Genomic DNA, 18,351 nt, shown 5'->3' with positions numbered 1-18,351 from the left:
CGCCCCGGCCAGCAGCAGGAGGGAGCCGGCCGTGGCGTCGGTGACGTTCGAGGAGGTCACGCGCTCCTTCGCGCAGGGAGAGCGCCCCGCGGTGGACCACTTGGACCTGGACGTCCAGGACGGCGAGTTCCTCGTCGTCGTGGGTCCGTCCGGGTGCGGGAAGTCCACGAGTCTGCGGATGCTCGCCGGCCTGGAGCCGGTGACCTCGGGGCGGGTGCTCATCGACGGTGTCGACGTCACCGGCCGCCGGGCCCGTGACCGGGACGTCGCGATGGTCTTCCAGAGCTACGCGCTCTACCCGAACATGACCGCCGGGGAGAACATGGCGTTCGCCCTGAAGAACCTCGGTGTCAGCAAGGCGGACATCAGCACGCGGGTGGCCGAGGCCGCCCGGGTGCTCCAGCTGGAGGACCTGCTGGACCGCAAGCCCGCCAAGATGTCCGGCGGGCAGCGACAGCGGGTCGCGATGGGGCGGGCGATCGTCCGGGACCCGAAGGTCTTCTGCATGGACGAACCGCTGTCGAACCTGGACGCGAAACTGCGGGTGTCCACCCGGGCGGAGATCGCGAAGCTGCAGAAGCGGCTGGGGACCACGACCGTCTACGTCACCCACGACCAGACCGAGGCGATGACGATGGGCGACCGCGTCGTCGTCCTCCGGGACGGGCGACTCCAGCAGGTGGGCACTCCGACCGAGCTGTACGAGCGGCCGGCGAACGTCTTCGTCGCCGGGTTCATCGGCTCTCCGTCGATCAACCTGGTGGACGGCGTGCCGGTGCGGGACGGCCGGGCCGAGGTCACCCCGTGGCTGCAGGTCCCAGTCCCTGGTGGCGGGGCGGGGCACGAGCAGGTCACGGTCGGCATGCGCCCGGAGGGGGCCGACGCCGTCGGGGATGACGTGACCGGGTCAGAGGACCGACTGGCCGCCCGGGTCACCCGGATCGAGCGCCTCGGCTCGGAGACGCTGGCTTTCCTCGACCCGTTGGGCCTCAACGACGGCGTGGCCCCGCGGAGCGAGCTGATCGTCCGGCTGGACAAGCGCCAGGTCGTCCAGGAGGGCACCGAGCTGGTCCTGCGGGTCCACCTGGGCGAGGTCCTGCTGTTCGATCCGGACGGGCACGCCATCCGCTGACACCCGGTCGCCCGACCGTCCGGGCACCGTTCGCACCCGGCTGCCTGGCGCGCCACCGCGGCCCGCCAGGCAGCCTGGGAACCGGGAACGGTCGCGACCACGGCGTCGCGGATGGGGGAGGTGGTCGGCTAGCGTCCGGGCATGCTGGCTGCCTTCGTCTCCACGCCCGCCCCGGACGACCCGCTCTCGGTGCTGGAGGTGGGCGACCGACCCGAGCCGGAGGTCCCAGACGGCTGGACGACGGTGACGGTCAAGGCGGCCTCGCTCAACCACCACGACCTGTTCAGCCTGCGCGGTGTCGGGCTGCCGGCCGAGCGGATGCCGATGGTGCTGGGCTGCGACGCCGCGGGGCTGGACGAGGACGGCAACGAGGTCGTCGTGCACGCGGTCGTCTCCTCCCCCGGCTGGACCGGCGACGAGACGATGGACCCCAAGCGATCGCTGCTGTCCGAGCGGTACCAGGGCACGCTCGCCGAGCGCGTGGCGGTGCCGCGGCGCAACGTCGTCCCCAAGCCGGCCGAGCTGTCCTTCGCCGAGGCCGCCTGCCTGCCCACCGCGTGGCTGACCGCCTACCGGATGCTCTTCGTCCGCTCCGGCCTGCGGCCGGGTCAGACCGTGCTCGTGCAGGGCGCCAGCGGTGGCGTGGCCACGGCACTGGTCCGGCTGGGCTCCGCCGCCGGCTACCGGATGTGGGTGACCGGCCGCAGCGAGCAGAAGCGCGCCGCGGCGCTGGCGCTCGGTGCCGACCGGGCGTTCGAGTCCGGCGCGCGGCTGCCCGAGCGGGTGGACGGCGTGATGGAGACCGTCGGCGAGGCCACCTGGAGCCACAGCGTCAGGTCGCTCAAGCCCGGCGGTGTCGTCGTCACCTGCGGGGCGACCACCGGCTTCAACCCCGGCGCCGAGCTGAACCGGGTCTTCTTCACCCAGCTGTCGGTGATCGGCTCCACGATGGGCACCCGCGAGGAGCTCGACGACCTGATCCAGATGTGCCGGGTCACCGGGGTGCGCCCGCAGATCGACGTGGAGTTGCCGCTGTCCGAGGCCCGCGAGGGGTTCGCGCGGATGCTGGAGGGGCGCACCAACGGCAAGATCGTCTTCACCGTCTGAGCGGTGCTCAGACCCGGGCTGCCAGCCGCTTCTCGATCTGGGCGGCGAGCTTGGGCTGGGCGCGCACCGGCAGGTACGGCAGCGCCGGGGCCAGTTCCGGGACGCGCGACTTCTCGAACGTCGCGATGCGGAACGCCTCCCCCACGGTGATGCCGTGGTCGGGGCGGTCGCGCACCTCGACCACGTCCCCGGCGCCGACGTCACCGGTCTCCAGCACCCGCAGGTAGGCGCCGGTCGCACCCCGGGCGGCGAACCGCTTGACCAGATCGGGCACGCCCCAGAACCGGGCGAAGTTCGCGCACGGGGTACGCCAGGCGGTCACCTCGAACAGCGCCGTCCCGACCTGCCAGCGCTCACCGATGACGGCGTCCACCAGATCGAGCCCGGAGGTCCGCAGGTTCTCCCCGAACCGGCCGGGCGGCAGCTCCCGGCCCAGCTCGGCGGCCCACCAGTCGGCGTCGGCCTGGGCGTAGGCGTAGACCGCCTGCCCCTCGCCGCCGTGGTGCTTCTGGTTGACCTGGACGTCGCCGTCCAGGCCGAGCTCGCCGACGGAGACCCGGCCGGCGACCGGCCGCTTGTCGATGCCCGACCGGCTGGGGCGCTTGTCCGGCAGCGGCAGCAGGTCCGCGCCCGAGACACAGACGGCGAGGACCTGGCCGGTCACTTCTTCGCGCTGGTGGGCTCGGCGGTGGACAGCGCGGCGACGAAGGCCTCCTGGGGGACCTCGACGCGGCCGACCATCTTCATCCGCTTCTTGCCCTCCTTCTGCTTCTCCAGCAGCTTCCGCTTGCGGCTGATGTCACCGCCGTAGCACTTGGCGAGGACGTCCTTGCGGATGGCGCGGACCGTCTCCCGGGCGATGACCCGGGAGCCGACGGCGGCCTGGATGGGCACCTCGAACTGCTGGCGCGGGATGAGCTCGCGCAGCTTGCCGGCCATCAGCACGCCGTAGCTGTAGGCCTTGTCGGCGTGCACGATCGCGGAGAAGGCGTCGACGGCCTCGCCCTGCAGCAGGATGTCGACCTTCACCAGCTTCGACTCCTGCTCCCCGGCCTCGGCGTAGTCCAGCGAGGCGTAGCCGCGGGTGCGGGACTTCAGCGCGTCGAAGAAGTCGAAGATGATCTCGCCGAGGGGCAGCGTGTAGCGCAGCTCGACCCGGGTCTCGGACAGGTAGTCCATCCCGGTCAGCGATCCGCGCCGGCTCTGGCACAGCTCCATGATCGCCCCGGTGTAGTCGCTGGGGGCGATGATCGTGGCGTTCACGATCGGCTCGTACACCTTGTCGATCTTGCCGCTGGGCCAGTCGCTGGGGTTGGTGACGACGACCTCCGAGCGGTCCTCCATCACCACCCGGTAGACGACGTTGGGCGCGGTGGAGATCAGGCTGATCCCGGCTTCGCGCTCCAGCCGCTCGCGGACGATCTCCAGGTGCAGCAGGCCGAGGAACCCGACCCGGAAGCCGAAGCCCAGCGCCGCGGAGGTCTCCGGCTCGTAGACCAGCGCCGCGTCGTTGAGCAGGAGCTTGTCCAGCGACTCGCGCAGCAGCTGGTACTCGCTGCCGTCGATCGGGTACAGGCCGGAGTACACCATCGGCTTGGGGTCGCTGTAGCCGCCGATCGGCTCGGGTGCCGGCTTGTGCTGCAGCGTCACGGTGTCACCGACCCGGGACTGCCGGACGTCCTTCACCCCGGTGATGAAGTAGCCGACCTCGCCCACGCCGAGGCCCTCGACCGGCTTGGGCTCCGGGGAGATGACGCCGATCTCCAGCAGCTCGTGGGCGGCGCCGGTGGACATCATCTTGATCCGGTCACGGCCGCTGATCCGGCCGTCGACGACGCGGACGTAGGTGATGACGCCGCGGTAGATGTCGTAGACCGAGTCGAAGATCATCGCGCGCGCCGGGGCGTCGGCGTCGCCGACCGGTGGCGGGATCTTCTCCACGATCGCGTCGAGCAGCTCGGCGACGCCCTCGCCGGTCTTGCCGCTGACGCGGAGCACGTCGGCCGGGTCGCAGCCGATGATGTGGGCGATCTCGGCGGCGTACTTCTCCGGCTGGGCGGCCGGCAGGTCGATCTTGTTGAGCACCGGGATGATCGTGAGGTCGTTCTCCAGCGCCAGGTACAGGTTCGCCAGGGTCTGGGCCTCGATCCCCTGCGCGGCGTCGACCAGCAGCACCGCGCCCTCGCACGCGGCCAGCGACCGGGACACCTCGTAGGTGAAGTCGACGTGGCCGGGGGTGTCGATCATGTCCAGCACGTACTCGTCGCCGGCGGCAGCACCGGTGCGCGGGGTCCACGGCAGGCGCACGTTCTGCGCCTTGATGGTGATGCCCCGTTCGCGCTCGATGTCCATCCGGTCGAGGTACTGGGCACGCATCTGCCGCGCCTCGATGATCCCGGTCACCTCGAGCATCCGGTCGGCCAACGTCGACTTGCCGTGGTCGATGTGGGCGATGATGCAGAAGTTCCGGATCCGGGCGGGATCGGTGGAGGCAGGAGTCGTCACAGTGCTGACCATCGTCCCATGACTGGGCCGGGGACGGCGATCGCCCGGCGGGGCTTCGTCCCCGAGGGCGGTGCGGGGCGGTGCGGGGCGGTGCGCCGAGTGGTGCGCCGGGTGGTGCGCCGGGTGGGCGACCGGTCCGCCGTAGGAGCTGGTGCCGGTGAGCTGGTATCTTGTGAGGCCGGTCCGCAGTGCGCTGTGCTGCGCCGCGGACGCACTGTCAGAAGTACACCTCCCTGCGAGACATCCGAGGCTCACGCGTGGCGAACATCAAGTCCCAGATCAAGCGGATCAAGACCAACGAGATCGCGCGTCAGCGCAACGTCGCGGTCAAGTCCGCCCTGAAGACGCAGGTGCGTCGCTTCCGCGCGGCCGCCGACGCCGGGGACAAGGAAGCGGCGACCACCGCGCTCCAGACCGCCAGCAAGGCGCTGGACAAGGCCGCCAGCAAGGGCATCATCCACAAGAACCAGGCCGCCAACCGCAAGTCGGCGCTGGCCAAGCGGGTCGCCTCTCTCTGATCCACCGCAGCGGCGCCCCGCTTGACCGGAGCTGCGCCGCTGGACGTCGGGCCCCCACTCCCCTCCGGGAGTGGGGGCCCGACGCGTTGACCGGCCGGCCGGCAGCTCGGCGCCAGCCCGGGGCGACCGGGTCAACGGCCGGAGTGGGCCCGCCCGCCGCCGGCGGCCCGGATGGCCACCATCCGGCGCACCGCCCGCTCGAGGGCGTAGTCGGCGCTGGCGGCCGCGCCCTTGACGTCGGCGTTCAGCTCGGCGGCCACGCCGATCGCCTGCTGGAGGGCGTCGATGCTCCAGCCCCGGGCCTGGCTCTGCGCCTTCTTCACCTTCCACGGCGGGAGCTTCAGCTGCCGGGCGAGCTCGCCGATGTTCGAGGTGTTCAGCGAGGCGACACGGGCCGCGGTGCGAACGCCGTCGGCCAGGGCGTCGGCGATGAGGACGTGCGCCACGCCGCGGTCCAGCGCCCACCGCAGCATCTCCACCGACCCGGCGGTGTCGCCGACCAGCACCCGCTCGGCGACGGTGAAGCCGGTGACCTCGGCCTGCCCGCGGTGGAAGCGGGCGACGTCGTCGGCGTCGATGCTGCCGCCGAAGTCCGACACCAGCTGGCTCGCCGCCGCCGACAGCCCGCGCAGGTCGTTGCCGACCGCGTCGAGCAGGGCGGTGACCGCATCGGGGGTGATCCGGCCACCGGCGTGGCGCACCTCGTTGCGCACGAAGGCGACCCGCTCCCCCGCCGAGCTGATCTTCGGGCACTCGTCGACCGCTGCCCCGGCGGCCTTGAACGCCTTCAGCAGGGCCTCGTTGCGCTTCCCGCCGCCGTGCACCAGCACCAGGGTGAGCTCGGGGTCCGGGTCCTTCAGGTAGGCGGTCAGGGAGTCGGCGAGTGCGGCCGCGGCCTCGTGCACACCGATGACGACGACCAACCGGTGCCCGCCGAACAGCGACGGGGACAGCACGTCGGCCAGGTGCCCGAGCGGCAGCCCGGCGGCCACCAGCTCGTGCTCCTCGACGTCGGGGTGGCGGTCACGGACCGCGGCGCGCACCGCGGAGACGGCGCGGGCCCGCAGCAGCTCCTCCTCGCCGACCACCAGCCGCAACCGGGACGTCGGAGCGGGGGGTGCGGCAGCCACGTGGCCATGCTGCCACGCGCTCCCGACACGACCGCGCTGCCGCCCGGCGCACCGGGACCGTCGCCGTCAGCAGCGGGCCGGCCGGCTCGGGCGTGGCCGCACCGCGCAGCACGGTGTCCGGGCCGCGCACCGCCACGCCCCACTCCCCCGCCCGGCCGACCACCGCCACGTCGCCGTCCCGGTCGGTGCGGTGCACCCGCATCCCGGCCTCGGTGACCGCCGCCAGCAGCTCCTGCGCCGGGTGCCCGTAGCTGTTGCCGGCGCCCACGGAGATCAGCGCCACGCGGGCCCGGCTCGCGGCGACGAAGTCCGGGTCGACGTCACCGCTGCCGTGGTGCGGCACCTTCAGCACGTCGGCGGTGAGGTCGGCGCCGGACCTGCGGAGCCGGGCTTCCGCCTCCTCGCCGATGTCACCGGTGAGCAGCACCCGCAGTCCGCGGTGCTCCGCGCGCACCACCAGGGACAGGTGGTTGGCGTCGGCGCCCGCGGTGGCGTCGGCCGGACCGGGGGCGAGCGCATCGAACACCGCTCCGCCCACCGTGCGCCGCTCCCCCGGCCTCAGGACGGTGTGCCGCCCACCCACCTGGCCCAGCAACTCCAGGACCGCCGGGAGCCGGTCCTCGTCCGGGGCCAGGGCACCGGTGGCGACCTCACCCACCGCGCGGCCGGTGAGCGCCCCGGCCAGCCCGCCGACGTGGTCGGCGTCCAGGTGCGAGAGCAGCACCAGCGGCAGGTGGTCGACGCCGAGCCGGTCCAGGCAGCCGTCGACCAGAGCCGCGTCGGGCCCGGCATCGACCAGGACCCCCTCGCGCGGCCCGGTCGGGAACACCAGGGCATCGCCCTGCCCGACGTCGCAGGCGACCACCACGGTCTCCGGCAGCGGCCACCCGCGCCCGGCCTGGCGCAGCGGCCATCCCACCACCACCGCGCCCAGCACGGCGGCCAGGGCCAGCCCGCGCAACCGCGGCCAGCGGACCAGCGCCCAGCAGACCGCCCCGAGCAACAGCGCCAGCGCCAGGGCGCCGGTCCGCCCGGCCGGCCAGGGCGTCGCACCGTCGGGGACGGCGGCTGCCGTCCGGGCGACCAGGACCAGCCAGCGCACCGGCCACCCGGCCAGCCAGGTGAGCGCGTCGGCTCCCGGCTCGGTCACCGGGGAGACCAGCGCGGCCAGCAGCCCGAGCACGGTCGCCGGCGCGACCACCGGAGCGGCGAGGAGGTTGGCCGGCAGCGACACCAGGCTCACCGCACCGGAGAGGGCCGCGACCAGCGGGGCGGTGGCCAGCCCGGCCGCCGCGCTCACCGCCACCGCGTCGGCGACCGGCCGGGGCAGTCGCCGTCGCCGCAGCCGGCGGGACCAGCCCGGCGCCAGCAGCACGATCGCGGCGGTCGCGGTGACCGAGAGGGCGAACCCGGGGTCCCGAGCCAGCGCCGGGTCGACCAGCAGCAGCAGGGTGACGCTCGCCGCCAGCGCTGGGACGGCGACCCGGCTGCGGCCCGAGGCCAGCGCGAGCAGCGCCACCGCGCCCATCGCCGCGGCCCGCAGCACGCTCGGCTCCGGCCGGGCCAGCACCACGAAGCCGGCGATGGCCAGCACACCGACGAGGGCCTGGAGCCGCCGGTCGCTGCCGCGGGCCCGGAGCGGCGCGAGCACCAGCCCCACCGCGATCGCCACGTTGGCACCGGAGACGGCCAGCAGGTGGGAGAGCCCGGAGCGGCGGAACTCCCCGATGAGCACCTCGTCCAGGCCGGACGTGTCGCCGACGACCAGCCCCGGCAGCAGGCCGGCCGCGGGATCGGGCAGCGTGCGGTCCGCTGCTGCGGACAGCCCCGCGCGGAGGGTCCCCGCCGCCGACTGCACGGCACCGGCGTCACCCACCGGCTGGGGTGGGGAGCGCGCCGACAGGACCGCGAGCACGTCGTCGATCGGGCCGGCCGGGCGCAGCGAGGCCCGCACCGTCACCGACTGGCCGGGCAGCAGGCCCCGCCACTCCTCCGCCGGCCCGAACAGCAACACCCGGGCTCCGCCGGTGGGATGGCCGTCGACCTCGCTGACCCGGCCGGTCACGAGCACCCGCTCGGGGCTGCCGGCCAGTGGCCGGGGGTCCGAGCTGAGTGCGAAGGCCACGGAGACCACGGCGCCCCGGGCGGCCAGCCCGGTCAGCGGTGAGTCGTCCCGGGCCTGGCTCCGCACGCCGGCGACGGCGCCGGTGACGGTGATCGCAGCCAGGCACCCGACCAGGACCAGCGCCGCGCCGGCCCGGCGGCTGGCGAGCAGGACGACGGCGACCGCCGCAGCGCCCCCCGCCAGGCCGCGGAGCAGACCCGGGGAGAGCAGCGGCGCGGCCAGCGTCAGCAGCCAGACGGTGGCCGCGACCGGTACCAGTCGCAGGTCGAGCCAGCGCCAGCGGCCGGCCGCCCGCACCCGGTGCACCGGCACCGGCAGCGGCACCGGGCCGGGCGCGGCGGGCCGTCGTCCGGCCGGCACGTCAGACCGTGACCAGGTCGACGAGCTCGGCGAAGATGGCCGGCCCGATGCCGGTGACGTCGTCCAGCTGCTCGACGCTGGTGAAGGGGCCGTGGGTGGTCCGGTGCTCCACGATCCGCTGGGCGAGCACCGGGCCGATGCCCGGCAGGGCGTCGAGCTCGGCCGCCGTGGCCCGGTTCAGGTCGAGCAGCCCACCGGCGGTGTGGCCTCCGGTTGCCGCCGGTGGCCCGGGGACCGCGCCCGGTAGCCCCACGGCGAGCTGCTCGCCGTCGACCAGGACCGCTGCCGCGTTGACCGACGCGGGATCGGCCTCCGGCAGCAGCCCCCCGGCGGCGGCCAGCGCGTCCGCGACCCGTGAGCCCGCCGGCAGGGTGACCAGCCCGGGCGAGGCGACCTGGCCGATCACCGACACGACCACCTCGGCAGCGGCGGACGGCTCGCTGCCCGCCGGGGCCGGCGACGGGGCCGCCGGCAGCGGGCCCGGTGACGCCACCGAGCTGGACCTGGCCGGCACCTGGTCCACCGTCGGCCGGTCGGCCCAGGTCCAGCCGACCACCACCGCGGCGGCGAGGACGGCGACCGCCCACAGCGTCCACGCCCCCGGCCGGCCCGGGCTCACCCGCGCGGCCGGCCCGGGGGCTCGGTGGCGCCCCAGCCCAGGGGGCAGGCCCTGCTCCTCGGCCGGCTCGCCGCGCGGGGTCGTCGGCGTGTCGTCGGGTGCCCGGGAGGACCGGCGCGCTGCGCCGTCGCGGAGATGGTCCGGCTCGCGGTCGTCGGGCCCCTCCGACCGGTCATCGACCTCGCCCTCGTCCTCGTCGGGGACCCAGCCGCCCGGGCGCTGTCCCTCCGCCAGCAGCGCCCGCAGCCGGGCACGGATGACGTCGTCGTCGTTGCGACGGGGCGAGGAGCGCACGCCGAGGACGCTAGGGAGGCCGCGCTGCGTCCCGCACCGCCTCCGACCAGGTTGTGGACGGAGGTCCCGGCTGTGGACGGCGGCGGCCGGCCTGAGCTGCCAGCACGGCAAGGTCGGCCGATGCCGCCCGCTCGCTGCCTCCCCCGCCGCCTCCGGTCAGTCCGCGCCGTGGACGGTCGGGTCGACGACCACCCCGACGGCACCGGGGCCGACGTGCGCGCCGATCGCGGCACCGAGCTCGCTGACGTGCAGCTCGCGCAGCCCGGGCAGGCGCGCACGCAACTGCTCGGCGAGCCGGTCCGCCCGCTCGGGGGCGGCGAGGTGGTGCACGGCGGCATCGACCGGGCGGTTCCCGGCGACCTCCGCGGCGCGCTGCACCAGCCGGCTGATCGCACGGGCGGAGGTGCGCACCTTCTCCAGCGGGACGACCCGGCCTTCGGTCACGTGGAGCACCGGCTTGACCGCCAGCGCGGTGCCCAGCCACGCGGCTGCCGACCCGATCCGGCCGCCGCGGCGCAGGTGCTCGAGGGTGTCGACGACGAAGAACGTGCGGCTGGCCGTGGCCGTCTCCCGGGCCGCCTGCGCCACCTGCTCCGCGCTGCCACCGGCGGCCGCCGCCCGTGCCGCGGCCAGCACCGCGAAGCCGTTGCCCATGGCGGCCGATCGGGAGTCGAGCACGGTGACCAGGTGCTCGCCCACCTGCCCGGCCGCCACCCGCGCGGCGTCCCAGGTGCCGGAGAGCTCACCGGACAGGTGCACGGAGACGACCCGGTCGGCGCCGCCGTCCAGCAGCCGGCGGTAGGCGGCCACGAAGTCCCCGGGCGTGGGCCGGGAGGTGGTGACGTGCCCCCCGCGGACGGCCAGCGCGCGGGCCACCTCGGCGGAGGTGACGTCGCTGCCCTCACGGCCGGAGCGGCCGGCCAGCACCACGTACAGCGGCACCACCTCGATGCCCAGCTCGGCGACGACCTCCGCCGGCAGGTAGGCCGTGGAGTCGGTGACCACGGCGACGGACATGGGCGGAGGCTAACCGGCGCCGCGCCGGCCGTTCCCACCCACGGGCCCCGGAGGACCGGACGGCTCAGCCGAGGGCGTCGGCGTCCTGCGCCGGCGCCCCCTCTTCGGGGCTCGCGCCGGCGGGCGGCAGCGGCGCGTCCGGCGCATCGGACCCGGACGGTCCGCGGTCCCGGTGGGCGCCCGGCCCACCCTCGACCGGACCGGGCGTGGGCACCGCCGAGTTGTGCCGCATCAGCCGCCAGCCCGACGCCTGGAACGACAGCTCGCTCCAGTGGCAGTTGCCGAGCGGGCCGAAGATCCTGCGGTGCTCCGGGCCGAGGTCCAGCAGCACCTCCAGCAGCCGGCCGGCAGTGCCGCCGTGGGTCACCAGCACCGCGGTCTCGGCCGGCGGCAGGTCGGCCACCGCCGCCGCGGCGCGGGCGGCGACGTCGGCCTGCAGCTCCCCACCGCGGCCGGGCACCGGACGACCGGCCACCCACTCCGCGTACTGCTCCGGCAGCTGCTCGGCGACCTCGTCCCGGGTCAGCCCCTCCCAGCTGCCCAGGCCGTGCTCACGCAGCCGGGCGTCGACCTGCACGGGCAGTCCCAGGAGCGACGCCAGGGCACCGGCGGTGTCCCGGGCGCGCTGCAGGTCGCTGGAGACGAGCACGGTGGTGGCCGGGTCCAGGCCGGCCGCCAGCACCGGGGCGGTGCGAGCGGCCTGCGCCCGCCCCTCCGCGTCCAGCGGCGGGTCGAGCTGCCCCTGGAAGCGCCCGCTGGCGTTCCACTCGGTGCGCCCGTGGCGCCAGACCAGCAGCCGGCCGACCGGCGGGGTACCGGAGGCGGCCTCGCTCACCGGTCGGTCGTGCCCGACTCGGCGTCCTCGGTCGACTCGGCGCCGGCGACGGCGTCTTCGGTCGACTCGTCGGCGTCCGGGGTCGCGGCCACCGGCGCCTGCGCGGCGGCAGGCGCGGACCGGTCGACGAAGGGGATGACCGGGCAGTCCTTCCACAGCCGCTCGAGCGCGTAGTAGGCGCGCTCCTCGGCGTGCTGGACGTGCACGACGACGTCGACGAAGTCGAGCAGGACCCAGCGGGACTCCGCGACGCCCTCGCGTCGCACGGGCTTGACCCCGTGGTCACGCAGCCGCTCCTCGACCGCGTCGACGATCGACTGCACCTGGCGCTCGTTGGGAGCCGACGCCAGGACGAAGGCGTCGGTGATGGCGAGCCGGTCGCTGACGTCGACGATCGAGACGTCGGTGGCGAGCTTGTCCGCGGCGGCCTGCGCGGCGATCAGCGCGGTCTCTCGGGCCTCGGACGAGGCGGTCATCGGGGCATCTCCTGCAGATCGGGGGACGAGGTGTCCCCGGGGGCTGGGTCGTCGGGCAGGGTCGGCTCGGCGGGCTCGGGCGTGTGCCGGCCGGCGGCCGGGCGGCCGACCGCGGGGCGTCCGGTGCCCTCGGTGCGGTACAGGCCGCGCTTCTCGATGTACTGCACCACACCGTCGGGCACCAGGTACCAGACCGGCCGGCCCCGCCGGACCCGGTCGCGGCAGTCGGTGGAGCTGATCGCCAGCGCGGGCACCTCGACCAGGCTCACCGCTCCCGCCGGCAGATCGGCGTCCCCGAGCTGGTAGCCCGGCCGGGTCACCCCGACGAAGTGCGCCAGGTCGAACAGCTTGTCGGTGTCCCGCCAGCCGACGATCTGGGCCAGCGCGTCGGCGCCGGTGATGAAGAACAGCTCGCTGTCCGGGTGCTCGCGGTGCAGGTCCTGCAGCGTGTCGATGGTGTAGGTCGGGCCGCCGCGGTCGACGTCGACCCGGCTGACCGAGAAGCGTGGGTTGGACGCCGTGGCGATCACCGTCATGAGGTAGCGGTCCTCGGCCGGGCTGACCCCGCGCTCGGACTTCTGCCAGGGCTGGCCGGTCGGGACGAAGACGACCTCGTCCAGCCCGAACAGCTCGGCCACCTCACTGGCGGCCACCAGGTGCCCGTGGTGGATGGGGTCGAACGTGCCACCCATCACCCCGAGCCGACGCGCTGCCACTGACCGAGCCTAGCCCGGCATCGCGTGATCCGGTCGCCCGACCACCGGATCCCGGTGGGACCGGGCGGCCAGGGGCGGACGGCCGCCGTCGCGCGGGCCCGGTGACCGGCGCCCCCGTGCCGCCGGTCCCCCGGTGGGAGACCCCGGGCACCCGCGGGCAGCCGCCCGCCGCCGCACACCCTGACACATGTGGACGGTGCTGTCTCGCTACACCGGGGGTGGAGCGCGGTGTCCCCGTCAGCGGACGTGGCCGCTGCCGGTCACCACGTAGGTCGTCGAGGTGAGCTCCGGCAACCCCAGCGGGCCGCGGGCGTGCAGCTTCTGGGTGGAGATGCCGATCTCGGCACCGAACCCGAACTCGCCGCCGTCGGTGAACCGGGTCGAGGCGTTGACCAGCACCGCCGCGGCGTCCACCCCCGCGGTGAAGGCGGCGATCGCCGACGCGGAGTCGGCGACGATCGCCTCGGAGTGCCCGCTCCCCCACTGCGCCATGTGGTCGAGCGCCTGCGGGAGGTCGTCGACCACCCGCACGGCCATGTCCAGGGAGAGGTACTCGGTCGCCCAGTCCTCGTCGGTGGCCGGGACGACGGCGTCGTGCGCCTCCCGCGCGGCCTCGTCACCGTGCAGCGTCACCCCGGCGTCGGCCAGCGCCGCGAGCAGCCGCGGCAGGAAGGGGACGTCGCGGTGCACCAGCAGCGTCTCGGCGGAGTTGCACACGCTGACCCGGGAGGTCTTGGCGTTCAGCACGATCGCCTCGGCCGTCGCCGCATCGGCCGAGGCGTCGACGTAGACGTGGCAGTTGCCCACGCCGGTCTCGATCACCGGTACGACCGCCTCGCGGACCACCCGCTGGATCAGCGACGCCCCGCCGCGCGGGATGACCACGTCGACCAGCCCGCGGGCGGCCAGCAGTTCGCCCACCGAGGCCCGGTCCGCCGGCAGCAGGGCGATCGAGCCGGCCGGCAGACCGGCCTTCTCGGCCGCCTCGGTGAGCACGGCCACCAGCGCGGTGTTCGTGCGGTGCGCCGACGCCGACCCGCGCAGCAGCGCCGCGTTGCCGCTCTTCAGGCAGAGACCCGCGGCGTCGACGGTCACGTTGGGCCGGGCCTCGTAGACGATCCCGACCACCCCGAGGGGCACCCGGACCTGGCGCAGCTGCAGTCCGTTGGCCAGCGTCGAGCCGCGGACGACGTCGCCCACCGGGTCGGGCAGCGCGATCAGCTGGCGCAGCGCGTCGGCGACCGCCGCCACGCGCTGCCGGTCCAGCCGCAGCCGGTCGAGCACCGAGGCCGGGGTGCCGTCGGCCGCGGCCGACTCGACGTCGGCGGCGTTGGCGGTGAGCACCTCGTCGGCCCGCTCGACCAGCGCCTCGGCCATCGCGGCGAGCGCGGCGTCCTTGGTCTCGGTGGGCAGGGTGCGCAGCACGCGGGCGGCCTCGCGGGCACGCGCCGCGGCGGCGCCGATGAGCGGGAAGTCAGCGTCGGACACGCGTCGAGGTTACGCGGCGCCACCGGCGTCCGAGCTCGCCTCACGTGCTCCTGGCTCACGGTGCACGGTGAGCCAGGAGCACGCACGATCAGCTCTCCTGATCTCGGGCGGAGTGGCGGGCGAGCCGGGAGCGCAGGTTGCTCCGCACCGCCGGCCACTCGTCCGCGGTGATCGAGAAGACCACGGTGTCCCGCAGCGACCCGTCGGGCTGGCGGCGGTGGTTGCGCAGCACGCCGTCCTGCTTGGCGCCGAGCGCGGCGATCGCCGTCCGCGACTGCCGGTTGTGCCAGTGCGTGCGGAACTCCACCGCGACGCAGCCGAGCACCTCGAACGCGTGCTGCAGCAGGAGCAGCTTGCTCTCGCTGTTCACCCCGGAGCGCTGGGCCGACGCCCGGGTCCAGGTGTAGCCGATCTCCAGCCGCGGGGTGGCCCGGTCGAGGTTGCAGTACGTCGTCACCCCCAGCGCGTCCCCGGTGCCCCGGCGGCGGACGACGAAGGGGAGCATCGTGCCCGCCTGCTGGGCGGCGAGCTTGGCCGCGACGTCGTCGGCCATCGCCTCGGGGGTGGGCACCGACGTGTACCAGAGCTTCCACAGCCGCCCGTCGGCCGCGGCGACGGCCAGGTCGGGGGCGTCGGCCAGGGACAGCGGCGCCAGCGTCACCAGCTGACCGGCCAGCGCAACCGAACCCCAGCCGGCCGGCTCGGCCACCGGCAGCTCAGGCACGCAGCGCGCGCATGGCCTGCTTGCGCGCCTCGCCGGTCAGCCGGTCGACGAACAGCGTGCCGTCCAGGTGGTCGACCTCGTGCTGCAGGCAGCGCGCCATCAGCCCGCTGCCCTCCAGCCGCAGCGGCTCCCCGTGCACGTCGAAGCCCTCGGCGACGCAGTGCATCGCCCGCACGGTGGGTGCGTAGAGCCCCGGGATGGACAGGCAGCCCTCGTCGCCGTCCTGCGTCTCCTCGGACCGCTCGGTGATCACCGGGTTCACCAGGTGCCCGATCACGCCGTCGACGTTGTAGGAGAAGACCCGCAGGCCCACCCCGATCTGGGTGGCGGCCACGCCGGCCCGGCCGGGGTGGTCGACGGTCTCCTCCAGGTCGCGGACGAGCGCGGCCAGGTCCTTGTCGAAGACGCGGATCGGGTCGGCCGGGGTGCGCAGCACGGGGTCACCGATCTCGCGGATGGGTCGCACGGTCACGCCCGGCAGTCTCTCAGGCCGGGGCGCGGCGCCCGACGAGCACCATCTCGTCGCGGTGCACCACCTCGCGGCGGTGCTCCGGGTCGAGGTCGCCGGTCTTGCGGCCCAGCAGATCGGGCAGCTCGCGGGCGTCGTAGGCCACCAGGCCCCGGGCGACGACGACGCCGTCGGGGCCGACCAGCTCGACCGGGTCGTCGGCCAGGAACTCCCCGGTCACCCCGGTGATGCCCGCGGCCAGCAGCGAGGCGTGCCGCTCCCGGACGGCGCGCACCGCGCCCTCGTCGAGCAGCAGCCGCCCGCGCGGCCGGCTGGCGTACCGCAGCCAGAACTGCCGGGCCGAGGGGCGCCGGCCGCTGGGCGCGAACAGGGTGCCCACCCGCTCGCCGGCCAGCGCCGCGGCCGCCTGGGGAGTGGAGGTGACGACGACGGGCACGCCGGCCGCCGACGCGATGAACGCGGCCTCGACCTTCGTGGCCATGCCCCCGGTGCCCACGCCGTTGCGGCGGGCCGAGCCGAGGGTGACCGCGGCCAGGTCCTCCCGGCTGCGCACGGTGTCGACCAGCTGGGCCGGGCCGGTGCGCGGGTCGCCGTCGTAGACGCCGTCGACGTCGGAGAGCAGCACCAGCGCGTCGGCGACCGCCAGGTGCGCCACGAGCGCGGCGAGCCGGTCGTTGTCACCGAAGCGGATCTCCTCGGTCGCGACCGTGTCGTTCTCGTTGACGATCGGCAGGACGCCGAGCGTGAGCAGCCGCTCGACGGTCTGCCGGGCGTTGCGGTAGTGGCTGCGCCGGGTGAGGTCGTCGGCGGTGAGCAGCACCTGCCCGACCGTCACCCCGTGCCCGGCGAAGGCGTCGGCGTAGGTCTGCACCAGGCGCAGCTGCCCGACGCTGGCCGCGGCCTGCGCGGTGGCCAGGTCACGGGGGCGGCTGTCGAGCCCCAGCGGGGCCAGGCCGGCGGCGATGGCGCCGGAGGAGACCAGCACGACCTCCCGGCCTGCCGCGCGCAGGGCCCCCAGGACGTCGACCAGCGCGCGCAGCCGGTCCTCGTCCAGCCCGCCGGGCAGCGTGGTCAGCGACGACGACCCGACCTTCACGACCACCCGCTGTGCGCCGGCGATCTCCGCCCGCACGCTCACCGGTCGCTGTCGCCCTCGAGGAGCTCCTGGTCGAAAGAGCCGTCGGCGTCGGCCAGCTCGTAGGGCAGCCGCCGGGCCTTCTTGGCCGCCAGCCGCTCGTCGGCCGACAGCCGGGTGTTGGTCTCCAGCCGGGTGTCGGTGCCTCGGCCGCCCAGGCCGGCGGTCTCCTCGACGCTGAGCGTGCCGGCCGGCAGCGTCGGCTCCCAGTCGAAGGTGACGTCGCCGACGGTGACCGCGTCACCGGGGACGGCGCCGACCTTGGCCAGCTCCTCCTCCACGCCCAGCCGGTTGAGCCGGTCGGCGAGGTACCCGACCGCCTCGTCGTTGCTGAAGTCGGTCTGCCGGACCCATCGCTCGGGGCGGACGCCGCGGACCAGCCAGCCGTCGGTGCGCGGGTCGGCCTCGACGGTGAAGCCGCCGTCGTCGACCGCACGCGGCGTCAGGGTGATCGGCGCCGGCGGCAGCTCCGGCAGCGCGGCCCGGTGCTCCTCGACCGCGGCCGCGAGCGCGAAGCCCAGCTCGGCCAGGCCCTCGCCGGTGGCCGCGCTGATCGGGAAGACGGTCAGCCCGCGCTCCTCGAGCGGGGCGCGCACCAGGTCGACGAGCTCCCGCGCGTCCGGCACGTCGATCTTGTTCAGCACGGCGATCCGCAGCCGGCCCACCAGGTCCAGCTCCTCGCCGCCGTACTCGCGCAGCTCGTGCTCGAGCGCCTCGATGTCGGTCTCCGGGTCGCGCCCGGGCTCCATCGTGGCCATGTCGATGACGTGCACCAGCACGGCGCAGCGCTCGACGTGCCGGAGGAACTCCAGGCCCAGACCCTTGCCGACGGAGGCGCCGGGGATGAGCCCGGGGACGTCGGCCATCGTGTACGTGGTGTCGCCGGAGCGGATCACACCCAGCTGCGGCACGAGCGTGGTGAACGGGTAGTCGGCGATCTTCGGCCGGGCCGCGGACATGGCGGCGACCAGCGAGGACTTGCCCGCGGAGGGGTACCCCACCAGGCCGACGTCGGCGATGCTCTTGAGCTCCAGGACCGCGTCGACGGCCTCGCCGGGCTCACCGAGCAGGGCGAAGCCGGGGGCCTTGCGGCGGGCGTTGGCCAGCGCGGCGTTGCCGAGCCCGCCCTTGCCCCCGCGGGCCAGCACGAAGCGGGCGCCGGCGCCGACCAGGTCGGCCACGGGCTGCCCGCCGATGCTCACCACGGTGCCCGAGGGGACGCGGAGCACGAGGTCCTCGCCGCGGCCACCGTTGCGGTAGTTGCCGGCGGCCTGCTTGCCGTTGCCGGCCTTCTGGTGCGGGTGGTGGTGGAAGTCCAGCAGGGTGTGCACGCTGGGGTCGACCTCGACGACGACGTCGCCGCCGTCGCCACCGTTCCCGCCGTCGGGGCCACCGAGGGGCTTGAACTTCTCGCGGTGCACGGAGCTGACCCCGTTGGCGCCCTTGCCTGCGGCCACGTGGACCGTCACGCGGTCGACGAAAGCGGCCATGATCGCCGCCTCTCTGCGTCTACGGCCGAACTGTGCCTACATGTGGGAACGGGGGGGGGGGGGGGGGGGGGGGGGGGGGGGGGGGCCGGGGGGGGGGGGGGGGGGGGGGGGGGGGGGGGGGGGGGGGGGGGGGGGGGGGGGGGGGGGGGGGGGGGGGGGGGGGGGGGGGGGGGGGGGGGGGGGGGGGGGGGGGGGGGGGGGGGGGGGGGGG

General features: G+C 75.2%; 17 protein-coding genes. 3 read left to right on the top strand and 14 right to left on the bottom strand.

The window, feature by feature from the left end:
• The first annotated feature begins 31 nt into the window (after nt 1-31).
• Both ACI783_RS12430 and ACI783_RS12425 read left to right on the top strand, forming a co-directional pair.
• Complete coding sequence (locus tag ACI783_RS12430) at nt 32-1,132, top strand: ABC transporter ATP-binding protein (protein WP_457140720.1); 1,101 nt, start codon at nt 32-34, stop codon at nt 1,130-1,132.
• Between the two features lie 141 nt (nt 1,133-1,273).
• A complete protein-coding gene (locus tag ACI783_RS12425) occupies nt 1,274-2,239 on the top strand; it encodes a zinc-binding dehydrogenase (RefSeq protein ID WP_457140719.1) in 966 nt (321 codons plus the stop codon).
• Between the two features lie 7 nt (nt 2,240-2,246).
• On the opposite strand, the gene ACI783_RS12420 is transcribed toward ACI783_RS12425, so the two are convergent.
• Nucleotides 2,247-2,903 (bottom strand): MOSC domain-containing protein, encoded by a 657-nt coding sequence (locus ACI783_RS12420; RefSeq protein ID WP_457140718.1) that lies wholly within the window; start codon nt 2,901-2,903, stop codon nt 2,247-2,249.
• A complete protein-coding gene (lepA, locus tag ACI783_RS12415) occupies nt 2,900-4,744 on the bottom strand; it encodes a translation elongation factor 4 (RefSeq protein ID WP_457084457.1) in 1,845 nt (614 codons plus the stop codon). The genes ACI783_RS12420 and lepA overlap by 4 nt, the downstream gene beginning before the upstream one ends.
• A 257-nt stretch (nt 4,745-5,001) precedes the next feature.
• Between lepA and rpsT the strand changes: the two genes are divergently transcribed.
• The gene (gene rpsT, locus ACI783_RS12410) at nt 5,002-5,262 is read left to right on the top strand and encodes a 30S ribosomal protein S20 (protein ID WP_457084455.1); all 261 of its coding nucleotides are present in this window, start codon (nt 5,002-5,004) and stop codon (nt 5,260-5,262) included.
• A gap of 131 nt (nt 5,263-5,393) precedes the next feature.
• On the opposite strand, the gene holA is transcribed toward rpsT, so the two are convergent.
• The 12 genes from holA to obgE form a co-directional block, all read right to left on the bottom strand.
• Complete coding sequence (gene holA / locus ACI783_RS12405; RefSeq protein WP_457140717.1) at nt 5,394-6,392, bottom strand: DNA polymerase III subunit delta; 999 nt, start codon at nt 6,390-6,392, stop codon at nt 5,394-5,396.
• Complete coding sequence (locus tag ACI783_RS12400; RefSeq protein WP_457140716.1) at nt 6,286-8,877, bottom strand: ComEC/Rec2 family competence protein; 2,592 nt, start codon at nt 8,875-8,877, stop codon at nt 6,286-6,288. Before ACI783_RS12400 ends, holA begins: the two co-directional genes overlap by 107 nt.
• A 1-nt stretch (nt 8,878) precedes the next feature.
• Nucleotides 8,879-9,790, bottom strand: coding sequence for a ComEA family DNA-binding protein (locus ACI783_RS12395; RefSeq protein ID WP_457140715.1), 912 nt, complete (start codon nt 9,788-9,790; stop codon nt 8,879-8,881).
• A 156-nt stretch (nt 9,791-9,946) separates the two neighbouring features.
• A complete protein-coding gene (locus ACI783_RS12390; RefSeq protein WP_457140714.1) occupies nt 9,947-10,807 on the bottom strand; it encodes a DegV family protein in 861 nt (286 codons plus the stop codon).
• 64 nt (nt 10,808-10,871) lie between these two features.
• Nucleotides 10,872-11,642, bottom strand: coding sequence for a histidine phosphatase family protein (locus tag ACI783_RS12385; RefSeq protein WP_457140713.1), 771 nt, complete (start codon nt 11,640-11,642; stop codon nt 10,872-10,874).
• Complete coding sequence (rsfS, locus tag ACI783_RS12380) at nt 11,639-12,118, bottom strand: ribosome silencing factor (RefSeq protein WP_457140712.1); 480 nt, start codon at nt 12,116-12,118, stop codon at nt 11,639-11,641. The genes ACI783_RS12385 and rsfS overlap by 4 nt, the downstream gene beginning before the upstream one ends.
• On the bottom strand, nt 12,115-12,834 hold the full coding sequence (gene nadD, locus ACI783_RS12375; protein ID WP_457084443.1) for a nicotinate-nucleotide adenylyltransferase: 720 nt from the start codon (nt 12,832-12,834) through the stop codon (nt 12,115-12,117). The genes rsfS and nadD overlap by 4 nt, the downstream gene beginning before the upstream one ends.
• 237 nt (nt 12,835-13,071) lie before the next feature.
• Entirely contained in the window at nt 13,072-14,322 is a 1,251-nt protein-coding gene (locus ACI783_RS12370; RefSeq protein WP_457140711.1) for a glutamate-5-semialdehyde dehydrogenase, read from the bottom strand.
• An 88-nt stretch (nt 14,323-14,410) separates the two neighbouring features.
• On the bottom strand, nt 14,411-15,046 hold the full coding sequence (locus tag ACI783_RS12365; RefSeq protein WP_457140710.1) for a GNAT family N-acetyltransferase: 636 nt from the start codon (nt 15,044-15,046) through the stop codon (nt 14,411-14,413).
• A complete protein-coding gene (def, locus tag ACI783_RS12360) occupies nt 15,039-15,518 on the bottom strand; it encodes a peptide deformylase (protein ID WP_457140709.1) in 480 nt (159 codons plus the stop codon). Before def ends, ACI783_RS12365 begins: the two co-directional genes overlap by 8 nt.
• A 13-nt stretch (nt 15,519-15,531) precedes the next feature.
• Nucleotides 15,532-16,653 (bottom strand): glutamate 5-kinase, encoded by a 1,122-nt coding sequence (proB, locus tag ACI783_RS12355; protein WP_457140708.1) that lies wholly within the window; start codon nt 16,651-16,653, stop codon nt 15,532-15,534.
• Nucleotides 16,650-18,140, bottom strand: coding sequence for a GTPase ObgE (obgE, locus tag ACI783_RS12350; protein WP_457140707.1), 1,491 nt, complete (start codon nt 18,138-18,140; stop codon nt 16,650-16,652). The genes proB and obgE overlap by 4 nt, the downstream gene beginning before the upstream one ends.
• Between the last annotated feature and the right edge of the window lie 211 nt (nt 18,141-18,351).

The organism is Modestobacter sp. SYSU DS0511 (genome assembly GCF_054050755.1).
This window is presented reverse-complemented; position numbering and strand designations above follow the sequence as displayed.

Coding starts and splice junctions, on each gene's coding strand:
- ACI783_RS12425 (WP_457140719.1), top strand. CDS start 1,274: ATGCTGGCTGCCTTCGTCTCCACGCCCGCCCCGGACGACCCGCTCTCG.
- ACI783_RS12390 (WP_457140714.1), bottom strand. CDS start 10,807: ATGTCCGTCGCCGTGGTCACCGACTCCACGGCCTACCTGCCGGCGGAG.
- rsfS (WP_457140712.1), bottom strand. CDS start 12,118: ATGACCGCCTCGTCCGAGGCCCGAGAGACCGCGCTGATCGCCGCGCAG.
- obgE (WP_457140707.1), bottom strand. CDS start 18,140: ATGGCCGCTTTCGTCGACCGCGTGACGGTCCACGTGGCCGCAGGCAAG.